Source organism: Pseudomonas sp. PS02290 (genome assembly GCF_029960075.1).
Classification (GTDB): domain Bacteria; phylum Pseudomonadota; class Gammaproteobacteria; order Pseudomonadales; family Pseudomonadaceae; genus Aquipseudomonas.
Window position 1 is genome coordinate 68,649 of the sequence record NZ_JASCOY010000014.1, and the last position, 20,938, is coordinate 89,586.

A 20,938-nucleotide genomic window follows, 5' to 3' on the forward strand; every position below is an offset into this window, starting at 1 on the left:
ACTCGTGCAGTTCAGCACTGCGAAATTGACCGGGAACCGCTAGACAAGTTCCCTGAGCTGAAAAGTCAATAGGTGAAACAAAATTTACTAACGATGTAGCCACTCAACACTAACGAGGCGCCAACTCTCTCAAATGGCGTGCCACTGCAATCCACGCACCGATATACCCCAACAGCACCGCTCCAAGCAAGAGCGACACGCCGTCGGACACTGGCACGCCGGCAAGGGCAAAATTGCTGCCGTAGAGTCCGGCCAGCCGGACCACCGCTTCGTTCAACCAGTCTAGCCCGTAAGCGAGAACACCCCAGGAAAGAACTCCGGCACCCAGCCCGTACAACGCACCCATATAAAGGAAGGGCCGACGGACGTAACTGTCCGTACCGCCTACTAACTTGATGACCTCGATTTCCGTACGACGGTTCTCGATGTGCAGACGAATGGTGTTGCCGATGACCAACAGGAGCGCCGCGACGAGCAACACGGTCAGGCCGAACACGAACCGGTCACCCAGCTTGAGGATCGCTGCCAACCGCTCGACCCAGACCAGATCAAGCTGGGCCTGCTGCACTTTAGGCAGCTCGGCCAGATGCGTACGTAATGCTTCCAGCGCGGCTTTGTCAACTTCCAACGGTGTAACCAGCACAACGCCGGGCAGCGGGTTTTCAGGCAACTCCTTCAGTGCCTCGCCCAGACCGGACTGCTTCTGGAACTCGTTCAGTGCCTCATCGCGGCTGATGTATTCGGCATCGGCGACGCCGCCCATTTCCTTGATCTGACGGACAAGGCCCTCGCCTTCACTCGGCGATGCGTCCAGTTGCAGGTACAGAGATATCTGCGCCGCGCGCTGCCAGGATCCGCCCAAACGCTCGACATTGCTCAGCAACAACGACAAGCCCATCGGCAAACTCAGCGCAATGGCCATCACCAGACAGGTAAAAAAGCTGCCAATGGGCTGCTTGCCGAGACGGCGCAGGCTGTCCAGCAGGCTTGACCGGTGGGCCTCGATCCAGGCGTTGAACAACTCGCCGAAGCTCGGGCCATCGTCGTCATCGCGTTTCTTTTTCTTTTGCGGCGCCGGGTCTGAAGCTTTTGGCGCTACGCGTTCGGACACCTTGGGACTGCGAGTGGCACTCATACGCCAGCCTCCCCGTCGCCGATCAGTCGGCCGCGTTGCAACGTCAGCATGCGATGGCGCATCCGCGCGATCAATGCGAGGTCATGGCTTGCAATCAGCACACTGGTGCCCAGACGGTTGATGTCTTCGAACACACCCATGATTTCAGCTGCCAGTCGCGGGTCGAGGTTACCAGTGGGTTCGTCCGCCAGCAGCAGGGCCGGGCGGTGAACGATGGCGCGGGCGATGCCCACGCGCTGTTGCTGACCGGTGGACAAATCGCCCGGGTACAGCTCGGCTTTGTCCGATAACGCAACGCGCTCAAGGGCCGAGTCGACGCGCTTGACCACTTCGGTCTTGGACAGTCCGAGGATCTGCAGGGGCAGCGCGACGTTATTGAACACCGTGCGATCAAACAGCAACTGGTGGTTCTGGAACACGACGCCGATCTGCCGACGCAGAAAAGGAATCTGCGCGGTGCTGATCTGGCCCAGGTCCTGACCCGCCAGCAACAGCTTGCCCGTGGTCGGACGCTCCATCGCCAGCAGCAGGCGCAGCAAGGTACTTTTACCCGCGCCGGAGTGACCGGTCACAAACAGAAATTCGCCACGACGTACTCGAAAGCTCAGCTCATGCAAGCCGACGTGTCCGTTCGGATAGCGTTTACCGACCTGTTCGAAACGAATCATGGGCGCTCCCGCTCGGCGAATAGGGCTTGGACGAACGGTTCGGCTTCGAAGGTGCGCAGATCGTCGATGCCTTCACCGACACCGATGTAGCGGATCGGCAGACCGAACTGCTTGGCCAGGGCGAAGATCACGCCGCCCTTGGCGGTGCCGTCGAGCTTGGTCAGCGCAAGGCCGGTGAGCTGGACGGTCTGGTTGAACTGTTTGGCCTGGTTGATCGCGTTCTGGCCCGTACCGGCGTCCAGCACCAGAAGGACTTCGTGGGGCGCGTCGGCGTCGAGCTTGCCGATCACGCGGCGAACCTTCTTCAGCTCTTCCATCAGGTTGTCTTTGGTGTGCAGGCGGCCCGCCGTGTCGGCGATCAGCACATCGATACCGCGCGCTTTGGCGGCCTGAACGGCATCAAAAATCACCGATGCCGAGTCAGCGCCCGTGTGCTGGGCAATGACCGGGATCTTGTTGCGCTCGCCCCAGACCTGCAGCTGCTCAACGGCTGCGGCGCGGAAGGTGTCGCCTGCCGCCAGCATGACCTTTTTGCCTTCCAGCTGAAGCTTTTTGGCGAGCTTGCCAATGGTGGTGGTTTTACCCGCGCCGTTGACGCCAACGACCAGAATTACGAAAGGCTTGTGCTGCGAAGTGATGACCAGCGGAGCTTCCACCGGCTTGAGCATTTCAGTCAGCTCGTTCTGCAGCGACTTGTACAGCGCATCGCTGTCGGTGAGCTGCTTGCGCGCCACTTTCTGCGTCAAGTTGCGCACGATCGCCGAGGTTGCTTCCACGCCGACGTCGGCAGTCAACAGCCGGGTTTCCAGCTCGTCGAGCATGTCGTCGTCGATGGCCTTTTTGCCGAGGAACAGGCTGGCCATGCCTTCACCCAGGCTGGCGCTGGTTTTCGACAGGCCCTGCTTCAGGCGCGCGAAGAAACCAGGCTGCTTGGGTGCGGCGGATCCTTCGAACGGGACAGGCGGCACGTTGGTTTCAAGAACGGGCACGGCAGCTGCGGCTGGAACCCTCGGCGCTGTCGTCAACGGCGGCGTCAGCGACGGGAGATCATTGCCAGACACCGGATCAGGCAGCGCGACCGGGGTCGGCTCGACAGACGGAGCCACTTCGAACGAGGTGGGGTCGATGAGCGCCGGTTGAGCGGGGACTTCAGCCAAGGGAGCGGCTGCAGATTCCACGTTGGACTCGGTGTGAACCGGGATGGGCGGCGTAACGTGAGGCTCGCGCTCATCGGTGAAAGCGACTGGCTCTTCAGCAACAGGCAGGTGAAGCCAAGGATCTTCGACCGGGGCCGAAAGCGCTTCAGTCGTCGCTGTTTGTGGCAAGGGCTGCGACGTGGGTTGCGGCGCGCGCTCGGCGGGGATGACCGGGGCGTTGATCTGCTCAGCAACAGACGGCGCCTGATCGGGCACGGATTCTGGCGCGGGTGCGGGGACATTCTGAGGCGGTTCTGGAGTGGCTTCCTGCGGCTTTTTGCGCAGCCATCCGAACAGGCCTTTCTTCTCGCCAGCCGGGGCTGGGGTCTTCTTGTCGTCGTTGGAACCAAACATGGAGGACGGCTATCTCACGGTAACGACGCGCCAGAGCGGCGCCTCTGAAAAATTCTGTATGCGAAACAGACTGTAATCGAGCCCGCTTGTTCAGCCAGAGCCCTTCCGTTTACGCCTTTTGCGCATCGCCTTCCGGCACTGGACGAAGAGTCCTACGTCACAGCCATAGTCGCCGAGCGAACTGGCCGCTATCCTAACACCCCCGCGCCCGCTGACGCTAAGCAGGCCGTCTCCAAGGTTCAAATCACGAATGAATGCTCTAGCCCGCTGTGCCGCAGGCCTGCTGCTCAGCACAATCTGTTTGCCCTTCGCCGCATCGGCTGCCGACCCACAACCCACCACCGAGTTCACGCTGGACAACGGCCTGAAGGTCGTCGTCCGTGAAGATCACCGCGCGCCGGTCGTGGTTTCACAGGTCTGGTACAAGGTCGGCTCCAGTTACGAGACGCCTGGCCAGACGGGCCTTTCCCACGCGCTGGAACACATGATGTTCAAGGGCAGCTCCAAGGCAGGTCCGGGCGAAGCATCGCTGATCCTGCGCGACCTGGGCGCTGAAGAGAACGCCTTCACCAGCGATGATTACACCGCTTATTACCAAGTGCTGGCCCGTGATCGACTGGCTGTTGCCTTCGAACTGGAAGCCGACCGCATGGCCACCCTGCGCCTGCCCCCTGAAGAGTTCGCCCGGGAAATCGAAGTCATCAAGGAAGAGCGACGCCTGCGCACCGATGACAAGCCGAACGCCAAGGCCTACGAGCGCTTCAAGGCCATCGCCTACCCCGCCAGCGGCTACCACACGCCGACCATCGGCTGGATGGCGGACCTTGAGCGCATGAAGGTCGAGGAGCTGCGCCATTGGTATGAATCCTGGTATGTCCCCAACAACGCCACGCTGGTGGTGGTCGGTGACGTGACGCCCGATGAAGTGAAAACCCTGACTGAGCGCTTCTTCGGCCCGGTGCCACGCCGCGACGTACCGCCGTCGAAAAAGCCGCTGGAGCTCGCCGAACCTGGCCTGCGCCAGATCACCGTGCATGTCGCCACGCAGATGCCGAGCCTGATGTATGGCTTCAATGTGCCGAGCCTGGCCACCGCCCCCGATCCACAGTCGGTCAACGCACTGCGCCTGATTTCGGCATTGCTGGACGGCGGCTATAGTGCGCGCATCCCGACCCGCCTAGAGCGTGGCGAAGAGCTGGTCACAGGCGCCTCATCCGACTACGACGCCTACACCCGCGGCGACAGCCTGTTCACCATCAGCGCCACGCCCAATCAGCAAAAGAAGAAAACCCTCGCCGACGCTGAAGCCGGCATCTGGCGCCTGCTCGACGAGCTGAAAACCAAGCCGCCCGCCAAGGAAGAGCTGGAGCGGGTCCGGGCCCAGGTGATCGCCGGATTGGTCTACGAGCGCGATTCCATTACCAGTCAGGCCAGCACCATTGGCGAACTGGAAACAGTGGGGCTGTCCTGGAAGCTCATCGATCAGGAACTGGCCGCGCTGCAAAGCGTGACGCCGGAAGACATCCAGAAAGCCGCCCGTACGTACTTCACCCGCGAGCGCCTCGCCGTTGCGCATGTTTTGCCTGAGGAGAAAGCCCAATGAGCCAGCGCAACGAATCCCGCTTTGCGCGAACGCGGGCCTGCTCCTTCGCACTTGCCGTCACGTTTGGTCTGTTCGGTGCGGCATCGGCGATGGCAGAGACCGCCGAAGCCCCGAAAGCCATCGATAAGGCCGCCAACACGCTGGAATCCCTGAAAGAGCTGGACGGTAAAGCGCCGGCTCGCCGCTCGCTGAACATCCAGTCGTGGAATACCGCCGAAGGCGCTCGCGTGCTCTTCGTCGAAGCCCATGAACTGCCGATGTTCGACATGCGCCTGCTGTTCGCGGCCGGCAGCAGCCAGGACGGCGCCAATCCTGGTATTGCGCTAGTCACCAACGCGATGCTCAACGAGGGCGTCAAAGGCAAGAACGTCAGCGCCATCGCCGAAGGTTTCGAAGGGCTGGGCGCTGATTTCGGCAACGGCTCCTATCGCGACATGGCGATCGCTTCGCTGCGCAGCCTGAGCGCCGCCGACAAGCGCGAGCCCGCGTTGAAACTGTTTGCCGAAGTGGTGGGCAAACCGACATTCCCGGCGGACTCGCTGGCGCGAATCAAAAACCAGTTGCTGGCGGGCTTTGAATATCAGAAGCAGAACCCGGGCAAGCTCGCAGGCGATGAGCTGTTCAAGTGGTTGTACGGCGATCATCCCTACGCGCATCCGAGCATGGGCACGGCCAAAAGCATCGCGCCTCTGACCTTGGCTCAACTGAAGGCCTTTCATGCCAAGGCCTACGCTGCTGGCAACGCAGTGATTGCGCTGGCCGGAGACCTGACGCGAGCGGAAGCCGAAGCGGTCGCGGCCCAGGTTTCAGCCGCGCTGCCTAAAGGTCCGGCGCTGGCACAAACCGTCGCACCGACCGAACCCAAGCCGAGTGAAACCCACATCGAGTTTCCGTCCAAGCAGACCCACCTGATGCTGGCTGAACTGGGCATCACCCGCGGCGATCCTGATTACGCGGCCCTGTCACTTGGCAACTCGATCCTCGGTGGCGGCGGTTTCGGCAGCCGTCTGATGACCGAAGTGAGGGAAAAACGTGGCCTGACCTACGGCGTCTCTTCGGGCTTTACGCCGATGCAGGCACAGGGTCCGTTCATGATCAGCCTGCAGACCCGGGCCGAACTGAGCGAAAACACCCTCAAGCTGGTGAAGGACATCACTCGTGACTTCCTTGCCAACGGCCCGACCCAAAAAGAGCTCGATGATGCCAAGCGCGAACTGGCCGGCAGCTTTCCACTGGCGACTGCCAGCAATGCGGCCATCGTTGGCCAACTAGGCGCAGTCGGCTTCTATAATCTGCCGCTGACCTACCTCGAAGATTTCATGACGCAGTCCCAGAGCGTCACGGTCGAGCAGATCAAGACCGTGATGAACAAACATCTGGACGCCGACAAGCTGGTGATCGTGACCGCAGGTCCGACCGTTCCGCAAAAGCCACTGCCACCCCCTACTGACAAACCCGCCGAGCAACCGCTCGGCGTTCCGGAGCACTGATGACCTCGACTTCCAAGCCGCCGCGTATCCACAAAGGGCACAAAATCCACACGGGCCTGGGCCAACTGCGGATCATCGGCGGCGAATGGCGCAGTCGCCGTCTGAGTTTCCCTGACGCCCCCGGCCTGCGCCCGACGCCGGACCGTGTGCGGGAAACTCTGTTCAACTGGCTGGCGCCGTACATCGAAGGCGCGCGCGTCCTCGATCCGTTCGCCGGCAGTGGCGCGCTGTACCTTGAAGCCCTTTCGCGCGGCGCCAGCATGGGTCTGGCGCTGGACACCAACTCGATGGCGATCTCCAGCCTGCGCGAACACCTCGGCACGCTGCGTTGCACCGTCGGCAAAACCGCTACCGGCGACGCGCTCCGTCATCTGGAGACCCAGCCGGCCGAACAGTTCGACGTAGTGTTCCTCGACCCGCCGTTCCACCAGGACTTGCTGATGCCTGCCTGCACGCTGCTGGAAGAGCGCAACTGGCTGGCGGACAGCGCGTGGATCTACACCGAAAGCGAAACCGCGCCGTCGACGCTGGGCATGCCCGCCAACTGGCGCCTGCACCGTGAAAAGAAAGCCGGTCAGGTTCACTACGCGGTGTGGGAACGCAGTGCGGTCGCGAGCTGACCTTCCCGGGTTTGTCCCGGCATTCGGCCTGGGCAACCCGCACTTGCAGACACTGTGGGGACCGCTCTGGCGGCCGACCACTCACCTCGAGCGTCGGCGCGAGCGCATCTGGCTGGAAGACGGTGATTTCCTCGACATGGACTGGCACGGCCCGCACGACGCCACTGTGCCGATCGTGCTGGTGCTGCACGGTCTGACCGGCTCGTCCAACTCCCCCTATGTCGCCGGGCTGCAGCACGCCATGGAAAAACGCGGCTGGGCCAGTGTTGCCCTCAACTGGCGAGGTTGTTCAGGGGAGCCGAACCTGTTGCCCCGCAGCTATCACTCCGGCGCCAGCGAAGACCTTGCCGCCGTGATCGATCATCTGCGCAAGGCCCGACCATTGGCGCCGCTTTACGCGGTCGGGTATTCCCTCGGCGGCAACATTTTGCTCAAGCACCTTGGCGAAACCGGGCTCGACAGCCACCTGCAGGGGGCTGCGGCGGTGTCGGTGCCGTTTCGACTGGACGAGTGCGCCGACCGGATCGGGCTGGGGTTTTCCAGGGTTTACCAGCGGCACTTCATGCGCGAGATGGTCGGCTACATCAAGGACAAGCAGCGACGCTTTCAGCACGAAGGCCTCAGTGACGGGCTGGCAGAACTGGCGGCACTGGGCTCGCTGAAAGACATGCGCACGTTCTGGGATTTCGACGGGCGCGTGACAGCGCCGCTCAATGGATTCGTGGACGCCCATGATTACTACCGGCGCGCCTCCAGTCGGTACTTCCTCGGCGCCATCCGCACGCCAACGCTGCTGATTCAATCTCTTGATGACCCGTTCGTGTTCAAGCACAGCCTGCCTGAAGGCTCGGAGCTGTCGTCCAGCACCGAATTCGACCTGCAGAAAAAAGGCGGTCACGTGGGTTTTGTCGGCGGCACCATTAGAAAGCCGACGTATTACCTGGAGCAACGGATTCCGGCGTGGTTGACGGACGTCCATGGCGCGTCGCAAAACCGCTAACGCCTGCACGATCGTTCAAGACACTTATGCGCCACCCGCTTACCATCCGGGGCATAAGGAGAAAAACCATGTCCCGTCATCAATTCTTCGTCCGCGGCCTTCGCGACAGCGTGCCGATGCTGGTTGGCATTGCCCCATTCGGCATTATCTTCGGCACCCTCGCCGGTGTGGGTGGGCTGACCCTGTGGCAGGCGGTCGGCATGTCGATGTTCGTTTACGCAGGATCGGCGCAGTTTATCGTCATCAGCCTGATGGGCGCCGGGGCCGGCGCGGTGGTGATTCTGCTGACCACGTTCATCGTCAATTTGCGCCACGTGCTGTACAGCGCCACCCTGCAGCCACAGGTTCAGGGGCTGCCCCAGCGATGGCGACTGCTGCTGGCGTTCTGGCTGACGGACGAAACTTTCGCCATCGTCCAACGCCACTACCTGGTCCACGGCCGGACGCCGCTCGCGCATTGGTACTGGCTGGGCGTGGCGAGCTCGCTGTATGCCTGCTGGGTGAGCAGCTCACTGGTGGGCGTGCTGTTTGGTCAGGCTTTTCCCGACATGGCCAGTTGGGGCCTGGAGTTCGCGATGCTGGCAACTTTCATCGGCATCGTCGTGCCCCTGCTGCGCAACCGACCGCAGATCGCCGCCGCGCTGGTCGCTGGCGCGGTTGCCCTGCTGACATGGTCATGGCCCTTCAAGCTGGGGCTCATGGCCGCTGCCTTCAGTGGCATCGCAGCGGGGGTGTTTCTGGAGAGAAGGCAAGCGGCAAGGCTGGACGACATGACCCCGAACGAGGTGCGCCCATGACGTACTGGTGGCTGATTCTGGGCATGGCCGCGATCACTTTTCTGATGCGCTACAGCCTGTTCGCCTGGCCGAACCTGCGTTTCCCGCCGCTGGTGCGCCAAAGCCTGCATTACGTACCCACCGCCGTGCTGACCGCCATCGTTGTCCCTGGCATGTTGCTGCCCGACGGCGCGCACTGGCAGTTGTCCCTGGACAACGCCTACTTGCTGGCCGGGATCGTGTCGATTGGCATTGCGGCATTCAGCCGTAACCTTTTGGCGACCATTGGCGGCGGATTGCTGGTGTTCTTCTTGCTGCGCTGGGCGATGGGCCAGATGTGAGGCACCTACGTCGCCACTTTAGTCCCCGGTCGCGACGCCCCGCTGCGGGTCGTTGATCCATTCGCTCCATGACCCCGCGTACAGCGCCCCCAACGGATACCCGGCGAGAGTCATGGCAAACAGGTTGTGACAGGCCGTTACGCCGGAACCGCAATAAGCGACGAGCGCATGGGCAGGACGGCCTTGTAGTGCCTCGGCGAAGCGCTGCTTCAGCTGCTCTGCCGGGAGAAAGCGGCCATCCGGCCCGAGGTTGTCGGTGAATGCCGCGCACTGTGCGCTTGGAATGTGCCCCGCAATAGGGTCGATGGGCTCGACTTCACCCCGGAACCGCGCGGGGGCACGTGCGTCGATCAGCGTCATGGCGGGATCGCCGATGCGGGCCTGCAGTTGCTCGGCCGTCAGCACCATCGATTCATCTGGCACGCCGTCGAATGAACCCTCGGGTTGGTGCGGTGGATCAAGACTCAGCGGCAGACCCGCCCCATGCCAGGCCTTGAGCCCGCCATCGAGCACATACACGCCGTCGCGCTTGCCCAGCCACGCCAGCAACCACCAGGCTCGGGCGGCATACGCACCCGGGCCATCGTCGTAAAGCACGATGTCGCTGTGGTTGTTCACACCCCAGAACCGCAAGCGCTCGATCAGTGTCTGCGGATCCGGCAGCGGGTGGCGACCGGTCACACCCTTGGTGATGGCACCACTGAGATCATTGAGCAAGTCAGCGTAAGAAGCGCCTTCGATATGGCCCTCTGCGTAGCTGCGCTGGCCGTAGTCCAGATCGTCCAGCGACGAACGACAATCCAGTATCACAAGCCCGGGCTGGGTCAGGCGTTCTGACAATTGTTGCGGGCTGATCAATTGCGCGATGGACATGACAGGCTCCTGCAGGCAGTAAAAAGGGCGATATGACAATCGAGTGAGACAACCGGGCCGAGTCAGCCAGCGTCTTCCAGTGCCTTGGCCAACGGCACGTAAAACTCCGCGCACAGCGCATTCACTGCTTCCCGCGCCTGGGGCGTGACGTAGGCCAGTTCCAGCATCAGCACCTGATAAACGCCGCGACGTATCGCGTCCTCATTCAGGTGAGCGGCGTTTTCCCGCGTGGTGCACAGAAACCGTACCCAAGACGTGAGGATGATCCACGCATTGAGCGTCAGCGATTCGATCTGGACCTTGTCCATGCTCAGAATCTGCGCGTCGACAAAGCCGCTGTAAATGGACATCGCCTTGATCAGGCAGTGTTGGGAAAAGCGTCGGTAACGCACTGCCAGCTCGGGATCGGTTTCAAGCAGGTGCTCGAGGTCGCGGTGCAGAAAACGGTAGCGCCACATGCCGTCGATGATCGCCATCAGGTAATGGCGTTTGTCTTCGACACCCGGCAGACGGCCCTTGGGCGGGTGAAGAAAGCTGTCGACCAGCGTTTCGTATTCGGTGAACAACTCGGCGATGATCGCCTGCTTGTTGGGGAAGTGGTAGTACAGATTGCCGGGCGACATTTCCATGTGCGCAGCGATGTGATTGGTGCTGACGCTGCGCTCGCCCTGCTGATTGAACAGTTCCAGGCTGCTGTGCACGATGCGTTCACGGGTGTTGATGCGTACGGTTTTGATGCGCGGCGCCATGTTCAACTCGAACGTCGAAACGTAACAGGGATGTGCCGGATCTTAACGCAAGCGTTGGATCCGTTGCAGACTTCATCGCTCCACGGCCGTTGCCACCCTGAGCCGAACCACCGCTGCGACGCCAACACCGAGCACGGCTGCCGCCAGCACGTTGATTAAAATGACGCCGCGCAGACCGATCGGCGCCGTAAGCACTCCCACCAGTAACCCGGCCAGCGGTTGCGACAGGTTGTTCAGCAGCGTGATGACGCCGACGGTCTTGCCGAAGTCCCGCGCCGGAATGACCCGCTGACGAATGCTGCGCATGTAGACGTTGAACATCTTGTCGAAGCCGACGATCAGCAGAAAGCCAACAAGGTAGACCTCGGATGACGCGCTCGTGGCGGTAATGAATGCGCCCAGCAGCAAGGCGATGTATGACATCACACCGAGCAGTTTCAGCGGCAGGCTGACCCGGGCCAGAACAAACAGAATCGCGATGGTCAGCAAGGCGCCCGCCGCCTGCAGACCGGCGTAGAAATCTTTGCTCTCGCCAAACGAGCCGATCACCATGGCCGCCGAGCTGGCCAGGGTGACGCCGACGATCAGGTTGACGCCGACCGCCAGCAAAATGATCTTCTTCAGTTCGGCCAGTCGGAAGATGTGTCCGAAAGCGATTTTCAGTGGCTGGGTCCAGCGGCCTGCGTGCTGATCAAAGCGCTCCAGCGTGACGTCGCTCTTGCGTTGCCAGACGCCCATGGCGAGATCCGCCGCAACGAACACCAGCCCCACACCCATCACGACGCCCCACCACGGGCAGATTTCCAGGGCCATCGCCGCCAGCAAAGGCCCAAGCACCAGGCCGGTCTGGTCGGCGATCTGAGAGTAGGACAGCGTTTTGCCGTAGCGGTAATCCGGGAAAATATGCGGCATGACCACTTCCCGGACCATGATCCCCTGGGTGGTCAGGACGCCGCAGATCGCCGACAGCCCGATCAGCCAGCCGATGCCGCCAAACAGGCCGTACAGCCCCATCGCGACCAGACAGATCAAGGCGCGGTAGATCTGGGTGATGTGCAGCAACCGGATGGGCGAGTATTTGTCGCACAGCGCGCCGCAAATCGGGAATGCAAGAAAGCGCGGCAATGTCTCGACGAAGAACGCCAGCCCCGCAAGGGACGCGCTGTTGGTGGTTTGAAAGACAATCAGCGGCACCAGAAACAGCAGAACCTGATCGGCGAGGCGGGAGAGAAACAGGGAAATGAAAAACGCCAGATAGTCCGTGCGCATTGAGACTCCGTGTCAGGTGGTGCAGGGCGGCAGTTTAGTTTTAGCCGGGACAGTCTGGCGCGCGTCTGCGAGCGAATGCAAGGACCGTTGACTTCGTAGAGCAATGACTCTAAAAACCCTTGCATAACGTTAATAAGGACTGCTGCGATGCCCGTCGAATCCAAGCTTCTGCCCTATGCAGACGATGCCCCTCCCTTTTGCAGCAGCCTGGAGCAGGTATTCGACGAACAACGTCGCGCATTCGCCGCCAATCCGATGCCGACGCTGCAAGAACGCAGGCAATGGCTCAACCGCCTGCACGGGCTGCTCAGCACCGAGCGTCAGGCGATCATTGACGCGATCAGCGCTGATTTCAGCCACCGCAGCGCCGATGAAACCCTCCTCGCCGAGCTGATGCCCTGCCTGCACAACATCCGCCATGCCCAGCGTCATTTGAAGCAATGGATGCGGCCTTCCCGCCGAAGCGTCGGCCTGGCGTTCCAGCCCGCGAGCGCGAAAGTCGTTTACCAGCCGTTAGGCGTGATTGGCGTGGTGGTGCCGTGGAATTACCCGCTGTATCTGGCCATCGGGCCGCTGGTGGGCGCGTTGGCGGCGGGTAACCGCGTGATGCTCAAGCTCAGCGAATCCACGCCCGCCACCGGCGCTTTGCTAAAAAGCCTGCTGGCACGAGTGTTTGCGGAGGATCACGTCGGGGTTGTGCTGGGCGAGGCGGAGGTCGGCGCGGCCTTTTCGAGGTTACCGTTTGATCACTTATTGTTCACGGGCGCCACCAGCGTCGGGCGGCATGTCATGCGCGCGGCGGCGGAAAACCTCACGCCCGTGACGCTGGAGCTGGGCGGTAAATCCCCCGCCATCGTCTCCCGCGACGTCCCGCTCAAGGACGCCGCCGAACGCATCGCTTTCGGCAAAACCCTCAACGCCGGACAAACCTGCGTCGCGCCCGACTACGTGCTGGTGCCCAGGGACCGCGTTGCCGAATTCGTCGAATCCTACAAAGAAGCCGTCACGCGTTTTTATCCCACGCTGGCCGACAACCCGGACTACACCGCAATCATCAATCAGCGGCATGTCGCACGGCTGAATTCATATCTCGCCGACGCGCAAACCAAGGGTGCCCGGGTGGTTCAGCTCTTCGCCGAGGGGCAGGACCGCAGGATGCCGTTCAGCCTGATTCTGGATGTGAGCGACGACATGCTGATCATGCAGGACGAGATCTTCGGACCGCTGCTGCCGATCGTGCCCTATGACCACATCGAGCACGCGTTCGCCTACATCAATCAACGCCCAAGGCCACTGGCGCTGTACTACTTCGGCTACGACCGACATGAACAGAACCGCGTGCTGGAGCAGACGCATTCGGGCGGCGTCTGCCTGAATGACACCCTGCTGCATGTCGCCCAGGACGACTTGCCTTTCGGCGGCATCGGCGCGTCGGGCATGGGCCATTACCACGGGCACGAAGGGTTTCTGACGTTCAGTCATGCCAAAGGCGTGCTGATCAAACAACGCTTCAACGCCGCACGCCTGATCTACCCGCCCTATGGAAAGGCGATCCAGAAATTGATTCAGCGACTGTTCGTGCGCTGATGCGTGTGCGAATTCACACCGACACAACGCGCCCCGCAGGACTGGCTGTGGAACATTCTGGGGCCGGCTTAGCCGGGAATGCATTTGGCGTCACGCCGCAAGTCTGATGGCGCCCACATTGGCCTCTTCCCGGCTGAAGCCGGTCCTACTATTTGAACGCGATCATCCTGTAGGACTGGCTTTAGCCGGGAAGGCGTCTCGCGTCACGCCGCAAATCTGATGGCGCCCACACCGGCCTCTTCCCGGCTGAAGCCGGTCCCACTACTTGAACGCGATCATCCTGTAGGACTGGCTTTCGCCGGGAAGGCGTCTCGCGTCACGCCGCAAATCTGATGGCGACCACACCGGCCTCTTCCCGGCTGAAGCCGGTCCTACTATTTGAACGCGATCATCCTGTAGGACTGGCTTTCGCCGGGAAGTCGTCTCGCGTCACGCCGCAAATCTGATGGCGCCCACACCGGCCTCTTCCCGGCTGAAGCCGGTCCCACTATTTGAACGCGGTCATCCTGTAGGACTGGCTTTAGCCGGGAAGGCGTCTCGCGTCACGCCGCAAGTCTGATGGCGCCCACATTGGCCTCTTCCCGGCTGAAGCCGGTCCCACTATTTGAACGCGATCATCCTGTAGGACTGGCTTTAGCCGGGAAGGAGTCTCGCGTCACGCCGCAAATCTGATGGCGCCCACACCGGCCTCTTCCCGGCTGAAGCCGGTCCCACTATGAGACCGCATGCAGTCGGCGGGGATGGCTGTGGAACATTGTGGGGCCGGCTTAGCCGGGAAGGCATTTGGCGTCACGCCGTAAAACCAAGGGTTATCACACCGGCAGGCCCACTCCAGACTTGCGCGACTTGGCCGGCTCAGCGTGCTGCGCTACCATCCAGTCCCCAACGAACTCCGACCAGGACGACGCGATGAACCGAGTGTTGTACCCCGGCACCTTCGACCCTATCACCAAGGGTCATGGCGATCTGGTCGAGCGCGCTTCGCGCCTGTTCGATCAAGTGGTCATTGCCGTCGCCGCCAGCCCCAAGAAAAACCCCCTGTTTCCGCTGGAGCAACGGGTTGCGCTTGCTCGCGAAGCGACCAAACACCTGCAAAACGTGGAAGTCGTAGGATTCTCGACACTGCTGGCGCACTTCGCCCAGGAACAGAACGCCAACATCCTGCTGCGCGGCCTGCGCGCGGTGTCGGATTTCGAGTACGAATTTCAGCTCGCCAACATGAACAAGCAACTGGCCCCGGACATCGAAAGTCTTTTTCTTACGCCGTCCGAACGCTACTCGTTCATTTCATCTACGCTGGTCAGGGAAATCGCAGCGTTAGGTGGTGATATCACCAAATTCGTACACCCCGCCGTGGCCCAGGCGCTGAGCGAACGCTTCAAAAAAGCCTGAGGCCTTGCGTCGAGGCGAGGTGCATACCGAGCGCTAATGCGGCACAATCCGCCGCATTCGTTTTGATATGCCCCGGTGTCGACCGTGGCAGGAGTATCCATGTCCCTGATCATCACCGACGATTGCATCAACTGCGACGTCTGCGAACCCGAGTGCCCGAACGAAGCGATTTCCCAGGGTGAAGAGATCTACGTGATCAATCCCAACCTGTGCACCGAATGCGTGGGTCACTATGACGAGCCGCAGTGCCAGCAAGTCTGCCCTGTGGACTGCATCCCGCTGGATGAAAACCACGTGGAGAGCAAGGACGAGCTCATGGCCAAGTACAACCTGATCACAAGCAAGGCATAACCGAACGCATATCCTGTCGGCATACGTGCTTTCGCCGAAGACACTGGCTTAACGCCTGTTGAATTGAGCGAGATACGCATGATCTCTATGCTGGAACGGATACCTGTTTTGTCAGGCGCAGTGTTTCTGCTGTGCGTTTTTTCGGCCCAGGCCAGCCCCGATCACCCTGATCAGGCCGCCATTGCCAGTCCGCACCCCATTGCGACGGCCGCCGGTCAGGAAATCCTGGTCGACGGCGGCAACGCATTCGATGCCGCAATCGCCATCAGCGCGACCCTCGCCGTCGTGGAGCCCTACGGGTCGGGCCTCGGCGGCGGCGGGTTTTTCCTGCTGCGCCAATCCGGCATCCCCGTTCAGTATCAATTTCTCGACGCGCGGGAAAAGGCGCCGCTCAAATCCAAACCCAAGATGTTCCAACGCAAAGGGATCCTCCAGCCGGACCTGTCCCTCAACGGACCTCTGGCGGCCGCGATTCCCGGGCTTCCCGCTGCGCTGGTCGAACTCGCCGAACGCTATGGCCGATTGCCGCTTACGATTTCACTCGCGCCGGCAATCCGGGTCGCCTATCGCGGTTTCAAAGTGGACAGTGTTTATCGCGAACGCGCCAGTTGGCGGCTGTTCGCGCTGCGTAATAACAAGGAGAGTGCGCGCCTGTTTCTGCGCAACAACGATGTGCCAAATCTGGGTGACGTCATCACCCAGCCGGAACTGGCGCAGACGCTGGAGCGCCTTGCCGACAATGGCCGCGCAGGGTTCTACAGCGGTCTGGTGGCGCAGGCGATGGTCAGCGGCGTTCGCCGCGCAGGGGGCATCTGGAATTACCACGATTTCGAAGAATATGAAGTCGTCACGCGCACGCCTCTGCGCGTTCAGATGGCCCATCAACGGGAGCTGATCAGCGCACCTCCGCCCTCGGCAGGTGGCATCGCTCTGGCGCAAAGCCTGTTCATGCTGCAACAACTGCCGTGGCGGGAGTCAGGGAAAATCCAGCGGGCGCACTTGGTGATCGAGGCACTGCGCCGCGCTTACCGTGATCGCGTATTGCTGGGGGACCCTGACTTCGTGCCCAATCCGGTGGCTCAACTGCTCTCCCCCGACTACCTGCTGCAACTCACCACCAGCATCGACCCCCACCGCGCCACGCCCAACAACATCCTGCCACCCGCCCCGCGCTGGCGTGAGGGCGATAACACCAGCCATTTCGCGGTCCTGGATAACGAGGGCAACGCCGTCACGGCGACACTCTCGCTGAATCTGCCCTTCGGCTCCGCGTTCACCGTGCCTGGCACCGGGATCATCCTCAACGATGAAATGGACGACTTTGCCATCGACCCCAAAGGCCAAAGCGCCTCGGCGGCGGCAGGCGGTCACGCCAACGCCATTGAGCCGGGCAAGCGGCCCCTGTCAAGCATGAGCCCGAGCTTTATCGAAGGCCCGCAGTCCCTCGCCGCCTTCGGCACCCCGGGCGGCAGCCGTATCCCCAGCATGGTGCTGCTGTCGATGCTGCAATACCTGGATGATCAGCCGATTGCCAGCTGGGCATCAACGCCGCGCTATCACCACCAGTACACGCCGGATGTGGTCGAGTACGAGCCGGGGACTTTCACTGATCAGGAACTGGCTGACCTGCGCGAGCGCGGTTACACGCTGAAGGAGACGGCGAAGGATTTTGGCAACCAGCAGGTGTTGTTGTGGCACAAGAACAGTGCCCGGGTTGAAGCGGCCAGTGATCCACGCGGCATTGGCGTGTCGACTACCTTCAAACCCGATGGCGCGCTGAAGCTGATGCGCGCCTGCGCCGATCAGTCCTGCTTGCCGTAACCATCGCCGGTGCAACCCAGGCAGCGGACAAATGCCGCCTTGCCCGGATCCACGACCAGCGCCTTGCCGGCGCGGCCAATGCCGCCACCGGCGGCGGTAAACGGCAATGCAACCACAAACAACCCGGCGCCAATGACGGTGGCAACGATGAGAATCGGCCGCGCAATCAGTAGGTCGCCCATCATCGCGTAGGCAGGAGGGCTTTCGATTTCGTAGACGGGATCACCACTGCCTGTCGCGTCCTGAGCCAGCGCAGGCGTGAGTTGCAAGCCGAAGAACACGGCCAACGTGGCAGCAAGCATGCGAAACGGGCTCATGGCATGGTCCTTCAGGCTAAGGCAGATATGAAGCTGTTCACTATAAACAGGGCGCGGGCTTACGCAAGGGGCGGCGTGTCTCACTGACGACACACGCCCTGTAGGAGACGTCGGATAAACCCTGGCGACCAAGCGGCGGTCAGTACTTCCTGTCGCTGTCGGGAATTATTTCTGGCACTTCGGGCAGTAAACGCTGGCCCGCTGACCCAGCTTCACTTCTCGCAGCGTGGTCCCGCAGACCTTGCACGGCTGCTCGCCGCGGCCGTAAGCGAACAGTTCCTGCTGGAAGTAGCCGGGCTGGCCGTCGCCGCCGATGAAATCCCGCAGCGTCGTGCCGCCTCGCTCGATGGCGGCGGCCAGGATGCGTTTGATTTCAATCGCCAGCTTTATATAGCGCGCCTTGGAAACACTCCCGGCGGCACGGCGCGGATCGATTCCGGCGGCAAACAGGGCTTCGGTCGCATAGATGTTGCCGACGCCCACCACGATTGCGTTGTCCATGATGAAAGGCTTGACTGCCATCGCCCGGCCGCGAGAAAGCTCGAACAGACGCAAACCATCGAACACCTCGGTCAGCGGTTCCGGCCCCAGGCGCGCGAGCAGCTCGTGGTTGAGCGGATCCAGGCTCCAGAGCATGGCGCCGAAACGCCGGGGGTCGGTGTAGCGCAAGGCCAGGCCGGACTCGAGTTCGATGTCGACGTGCTCATGCTTGAGCGGCGGCAGACCGGCATCCACCAGGCGCAGATTGCCCGACATGCCGAGATGGCTGATCAAGGTGCCGACCTCCGCCTGGATCAGCAGATACTTGGCGCGGCGCTCGACGGCCACGATTTTCTGCCCCGACAGGCGCACGTCGAGGTCTTCGGGGATCGGCCAGCGCAGGCGACGATCGCGCACGATCACCCGGCTGACGCGCTGGCCCACCAGATGCGGCGCAATGCCCCGGCGGGTGGTTTCGACTTCAGGTAATTCAGGCATGGGGCCGCTCGATGAAGGGTGAGGTCAGGTGCGCAGGGTCAGTGCGCACTCAGCTCACGAATACTTTCTTTGAGGTTTTCGAAGTCATAGTCAGAGAAGCCGACGTAGTCGAGCACCAGAGGACCAATGCTGTTCCACTCGTGGTCGACGGGCTCGTTGCCCAGGACGCGGTGAGATTCGCACACATGCTCGGCCATTTTCAGCACGGCCAGCATGTTTTTCAGCGGCGCATTGCGACCCGAGTCGTCCTGAAAAATCGCCAGCGCGTTATGGTGATTGGCGATCGCGTTGCTGACATGTTCGGGCAAACGCCAGGACTTGGCGGTGAAGTAACCGACAACGGCGTGGTTGGTGTTCAGCAGCTTGTTCTCGGTGTCGACGACGCGGCACTCGGCGGTGGCGTTGGAATACGCTTCTTCGAGCACGCTCATGTAATCGGGGAAACGCTTGATCATCAGCGGCACGCCGCAGTCATGAAACAGACCCAGCGCGTAGGATTCGTCTACGGTTTGTGAGCCGATGCGCTTGGCGATCGTCAGACTGGTCATCGCAACGTCCTGAGCGGTGTCCCAGAAACGGTTGAGCACGACGATGGTTTCGTCGCTCATCTCGCCCTTGATCGACTGCGCGTTGATCAGGTTGATGACCGAGCGACTGCCGAGCAGATTCACCGCCCGCTGAATCGAAGCGATTTTATTGCTCAGGCCGTAATGGCTGGAATTGACGATTTTCAGCAGCGCGCCGGAAAGCCCCGGATCCTGGGCGATCAACCGGGCGATGGCACCCAGATCAGGGTCGGGCATGTACTGCTCCATCTGCAAATCCACCATGATTTGCGGCTGGGGCGGAACGCTGATGCCTTGTAACGCCTGCTGGATCTGCTCGGACGTAAGCTCTTGGGACATAACTTCACACTCGGGGTCAGGCCACGATTCTAACCCCTCGCGGCCATGGGTCGACAACTGGATGACGATTCAACGGATCCGACGGACAGCCAGACGGTAACAGAGCACGGCGCGCCCGCCAGCCGGCTGACGCGCTATACTCCCGCTCTTTTTTCCGGAGCGACGTCATGTCCCTGCCTAGCTTGCGCCTCAAGCCCAACGCCGATCGCCGCCTGCGCGCCGGTCATTTGTGGGTCTACAGCAACGAAATCGACGTCGCTGCCACCCCGCTCAACGGCTTTGCTCCTGGCGCTCAAGCCATTCTCGAAGCCGCGGGTGGCAAGCCGCTGGGCATCGTCGCGATGAGCCCGCAAAACCTGATCTGCGCACGGTTGCTGTCCCGCGACGTCAAGCTGCCACTGGACAAGTCGTTGCTCGTTCATCGCCTGAACGTCTGCCTGTCGCTGCGCGAGCGTCTGTTCGACAAGCCGTTTTATCGCCTGGTCTATGGCGACTCCGACCTGCTGCCGGGTCTGGTGGTTGATCGTTTCGGCGACATTCTGGTGGTGCAGCTGGCGTCAGCCGCCATGGAGCAACTGAAAGACGACGTGCTGGCTGCGCTGATTCAAGTGATCAAGCCGAGCGGCATTCTGCTGAAGAACGACTCCGCCGCGCGCGACGCCGAAGGGCTGAACCGCTACGTTGAAACCGCGTTCGGCCTGGTGCCGGAGTGGGTCGCGCTGGAAGAGAACGGCGTGAAATTCGAAGCGCCGGTGATGGAAGGCCAGAAGACCGGCTGGTTCTACGACCATCGCATGAACCGCGCGCGCCTGGCGCCTTACGCCAAGGGCAAGCGTGTGCTGGACCTGTTCAGTTACATCGGCGGCTGGGGCATTCAGGCCGGTGCGTTCGGCGCCAGCGAAGTGTTCTGCGTGGATGCGTCCGCCTTTGCGCTGGACGGGGTAGAGCGTAACGCAGCGCTGAACGGCTTCGCGGAGAAGGTCACCTGCATCGAAGGCGACGTGTTTGAAGCGCTGAAGGAGCTGAAAGCCGCTGAAGAGCGTTTCGACGTGATCATCGCCGACCCGCCTGCGTTCATCAAACGCAAGAAAGACATGAAAAACGGCGAAGGCGCCTACCGCCGCCTGAACGAGCAAGCCATGCGCCTGCTCAGCAAGGACGGCATTCTGGTCAGCGCTTCCTGCTCGATGCACCTGCCGGAAGACGACCTGCAAAACATCCTGCTGACCAGCGCCCGCCATCTGGACCGCAACATCCAGCTGCTCGAGCGCGGCGGCCAGGGCCCGGACCACCCGGTCCACCCTGCGATCCCAGAGACGCGCTACATCAAAAGCATCACCTGCCGGTTGCTGCCGAACAGCTGATGGCTGTGGCGTAACGAGATCGCCCATTTATGCAGATCCCGCGCGGATCTGTAGGCGACTGATCCTTGTGGGAGTGAGCTTGCTCACGAAGACGGCGTTGCACCCGCTGAAGCTTTAGCGAATGTACCGCCACCTTCGTGAGCAAGCTC

General features: G+C 61.7%; 19 protein-coding genes and 1 pseudogene. 11 read left to right on the forward strand and 9 right to left on the reverse strand.

All coding sequences use genetic code 11. The features are described from left to right. Nucleotides 1-109 precede the first annotated feature (109 nt). The 3 genes from ftsX to ftsY are packed head-to-tail and all read right to left on the reverse strand — an operon-like array spanning nt 110 to nt 3,353. Complete coding sequence (gene ftsX, locus QMX88_RS09620; RefSeq protein ID WP_282368636.1) at nt 110-1,135, reverse strand: permease-like cell division protein FtsX; 1,026 nt, start codon at nt 1,133-1,135, stop codon at nt 110-112. Continuing rightward, a complete protein-coding gene (gene ftsE / locus QMX88_RS09625; protein ID WP_037018829.1) occupies nt 1,132-1,803 on the reverse strand; it encodes a cell division ATP-binding protein FtsE in 672 nt (223 codons plus the stop codon). Before ftsE ends, ftsX begins: the two co-directional genes overlap by 4 nt. Further along, the gene (gene ftsY / locus QMX88_RS09630; RefSeq protein ID WP_282368639.1) at nt 1,800-3,353 is read right to left on the reverse strand and encodes a signal recognition particle-docking protein FtsY; all 1,554 of its coding nucleotides are present in this window, start codon (nt 3,351-3,353) and stop codon (nt 1,800-1,802) included. The genes ftsE and ftsY overlap by 4 nt, the downstream gene beginning before the upstream one ends. A 250-nt stretch (nt 3,354-3,603) precedes the next feature. On the opposite strand from ftsY, the gene QMX88_RS09635 reads away from it, so the two are divergent. From QMX88_RS09635 to QMX88_RS09660, 6 genes and pseudogenes are all read left to right on the forward strand, one after another. Beyond that, complete coding sequence (locus QMX88_RS09635) at nt 3,604-4,956, forward strand: M16 family metallopeptidase (RefSeq protein ID WP_282368641.1); 1,353 nt, start codon at nt 3,604-3,606, stop codon at nt 4,954-4,956. A 113-nt stretch (nt 4,957-5,069) separates the two neighbouring features. After that, nucleotides 5,070-6,446, forward strand: a pseudogene (locus tag QMX88_RS09640) (M16 family metallopeptidase); the annotation flags it as partial. Further along, the gene (gene rsmD, locus QMX88_RS09645) at nt 6,446-7,066 is read left to right on the forward strand and encodes a 16S rRNA (guanine(966)-N(2))-methyltransferase RsmD (protein ID WP_065991110.1); all 621 of its coding nucleotides are present in this window, start codon (nt 6,446-6,448) and stop codon (nt 7,064-7,066) included. The pseudogene QMX88_RS09640 and the gene rsmD, both read left to right, overlap by 1 nt. Then, nucleotides 7,050-8,066, forward strand: coding sequence for a hydrolase (locus QMX88_RS09650; RefSeq protein WP_282368648.1), 1,017 nt, complete (start codon nt 7,050-7,052; stop codon nt 8,064-8,066). Before rsmD ends, QMX88_RS09650 begins: the two co-directional genes overlap by 17 nt. Before the next feature lie 68 nt (nt 8,067-8,134). After that, on the forward strand, nt 8,135-8,863 hold the full coding sequence (locus QMX88_RS09655) for an AzlC family ABC transporter permease (RefSeq protein WP_282368649.1): 729 nt from the start codon (nt 8,135-8,137) through the stop codon (nt 8,861-8,863). Beyond that, the gene (locus tag QMX88_RS09660) at nt 8,860-9,183 is read left to right on the forward strand and encodes an AzlD domain-containing protein (RefSeq protein WP_282368650.1); all 324 of its coding nucleotides are present in this window, start codon (nt 8,860-8,862) and stop codon (nt 9,181-9,183) included. Before QMX88_RS09655 ends, QMX88_RS09660 begins: the two co-directional genes overlap by 4 nt. A gap of 18 nt (nt 9,184-9,201) precedes the next feature. Here QMX88_RS09660 and QMX88_RS09665 read toward each other — a convergent pair whose 3' ends face one another. The 3 genes from QMX88_RS09665 to QMX88_RS09675 all read right to left on the reverse strand — a co-directional run bounded on the left by QMX88_RS09665 (nt 9,202) and on the right by QMX88_RS09675 (nt 12,074). Further along, nucleotides 9,202-10,056: a sulfurtransferase gene (locus QMX88_RS09665; RefSeq protein ID WP_282368651.1), complete on the reverse strand. Its 855-nt coding sequence runs from the start codon at nt 10,054-10,056 to the stop codon at nt 9,202-9,204. Between the two features lie 62 nt (nt 10,057-10,118). After that, the gene (locus QMX88_RS09670) at nt 10,119-10,805 is read right to left on the reverse strand and encodes a TetR/AcrR family transcriptional regulator (RefSeq protein ID WP_282368652.1); all 687 of its coding nucleotides are present in this window, start codon (nt 10,803-10,805) and stop codon (nt 10,119-10,121) included. A 72-nt stretch (nt 10,806-10,877) separates the two neighbouring features. Further along, entirely contained in the window at nt 10,878-12,074 is a 1,197-nt protein-coding gene (locus tag QMX88_RS09675; protein WP_282368654.1) for an MFS transporter, read from the reverse strand. 147 nt (nt 12,075-12,221) lie between these two features. On the opposite strand from QMX88_RS09675, the gene QMX88_RS09680 reads away from it, so the two are divergent. The 4 genes from QMX88_RS09680 (at nt 12,222) to ggt (ending at nt 17,225) form a co-directional block, all read left to right on the forward strand. Beyond that, complete coding sequence (locus QMX88_RS09680) at nt 12,222-13,661, forward strand: coniferyl aldehyde dehydrogenase (RefSeq protein WP_282368656.1); 1,440 nt, start codon at nt 12,222-12,224, stop codon at nt 13,659-13,661. A 909-nt stretch (nt 13,662-14,570) separates the two neighbouring features. Then, nucleotides 14,571-15,053 (forward strand): pantetheine-phosphate adenylyltransferase, encoded by a 483-nt coding sequence (gene coaD / locus QMX88_RS09685; RefSeq protein WP_282368658.1) that lies wholly within the window; start codon nt 14,571-14,573, stop codon nt 15,051-15,053. 99 nt (nt 15,054-15,152) lie between these two features. Next, nucleotides 15,153-15,404 carry a YfhL family 4Fe-4S dicluster ferredoxin gene (locus QMX88_RS09690; RefSeq protein ID WP_065991092.1) on the forward strand — a complete coding sequence of 84 codons (252 nt, stop codon included), beginning with the start codon at nt 15,153-15,155 and terminating at the stop codon, nt 15,402-15,404. 87 nt (nt 15,405-15,491) lie between these two features. Continuing rightward, complete coding sequence (ggt, locus tag QMX88_RS09695) at nt 15,492-17,225, forward strand: gamma-glutamyltransferase (RefSeq protein WP_282368677.1); 1,734 nt, start codon at nt 15,492-15,494, stop codon at nt 17,223-17,225. On the opposite strand, the gene QMX88_RS09700 is transcribed toward ggt, so the two are convergent. The 3 genes from QMX88_RS09700 to QMX88_RS09710 form a co-directional block, all read right to left on the reverse strand. After that, a complete protein-coding gene (locus QMX88_RS09700; protein WP_282368662.1) occupies nt 17,207-17,542 on the reverse strand; it encodes a multidrug transporter in 336 nt (111 codons plus the stop codon). The genes ggt and QMX88_RS09700 overlap by 19 nt on opposite strands. Nucleotides 17,543-17,707: 165 nt before the next feature. Further along, nucleotides 17,708-18,520 (reverse strand): bifunctional DNA-formamidopyrimidine glycosylase/DNA-(apurinic or apyrimidinic site) lyase, encoded by an 813-nt coding sequence (gene mutM, locus QMX88_RS09705; RefSeq protein WP_282368664.1) that lies wholly within the window; start codon nt 18,518-18,520, stop codon nt 17,708-17,710. Nucleotides 18,521-18,558: 38 nt separating this feature from the next. After that, nucleotides 18,559-19,425: an HDOD domain-containing protein gene (locus tag QMX88_RS09710; RefSeq protein WP_282368666.1), complete on the reverse strand. Its 867-nt coding sequence runs from the start codon at nt 19,423-19,425 to the stop codon at nt 18,559-18,561. 167 nt (nt 19,426-19,592) lie between these two features. Here QMX88_RS09710 and QMX88_RS09715 point away from each other — a divergent pair, with 167 nt between their 5' ends. Further along, nucleotides 19,593-20,789: a class I SAM-dependent rRNA methyltransferase gene (locus tag QMX88_RS09715; protein ID WP_237252892.1), complete on the forward strand. Its 1,197-nt coding sequence runs from the start codon at nt 19,593-19,595 to the stop codon at nt 20,787-20,789. Nucleotides 20,790-20,938 lie beyond the last annotated feature (149 nt).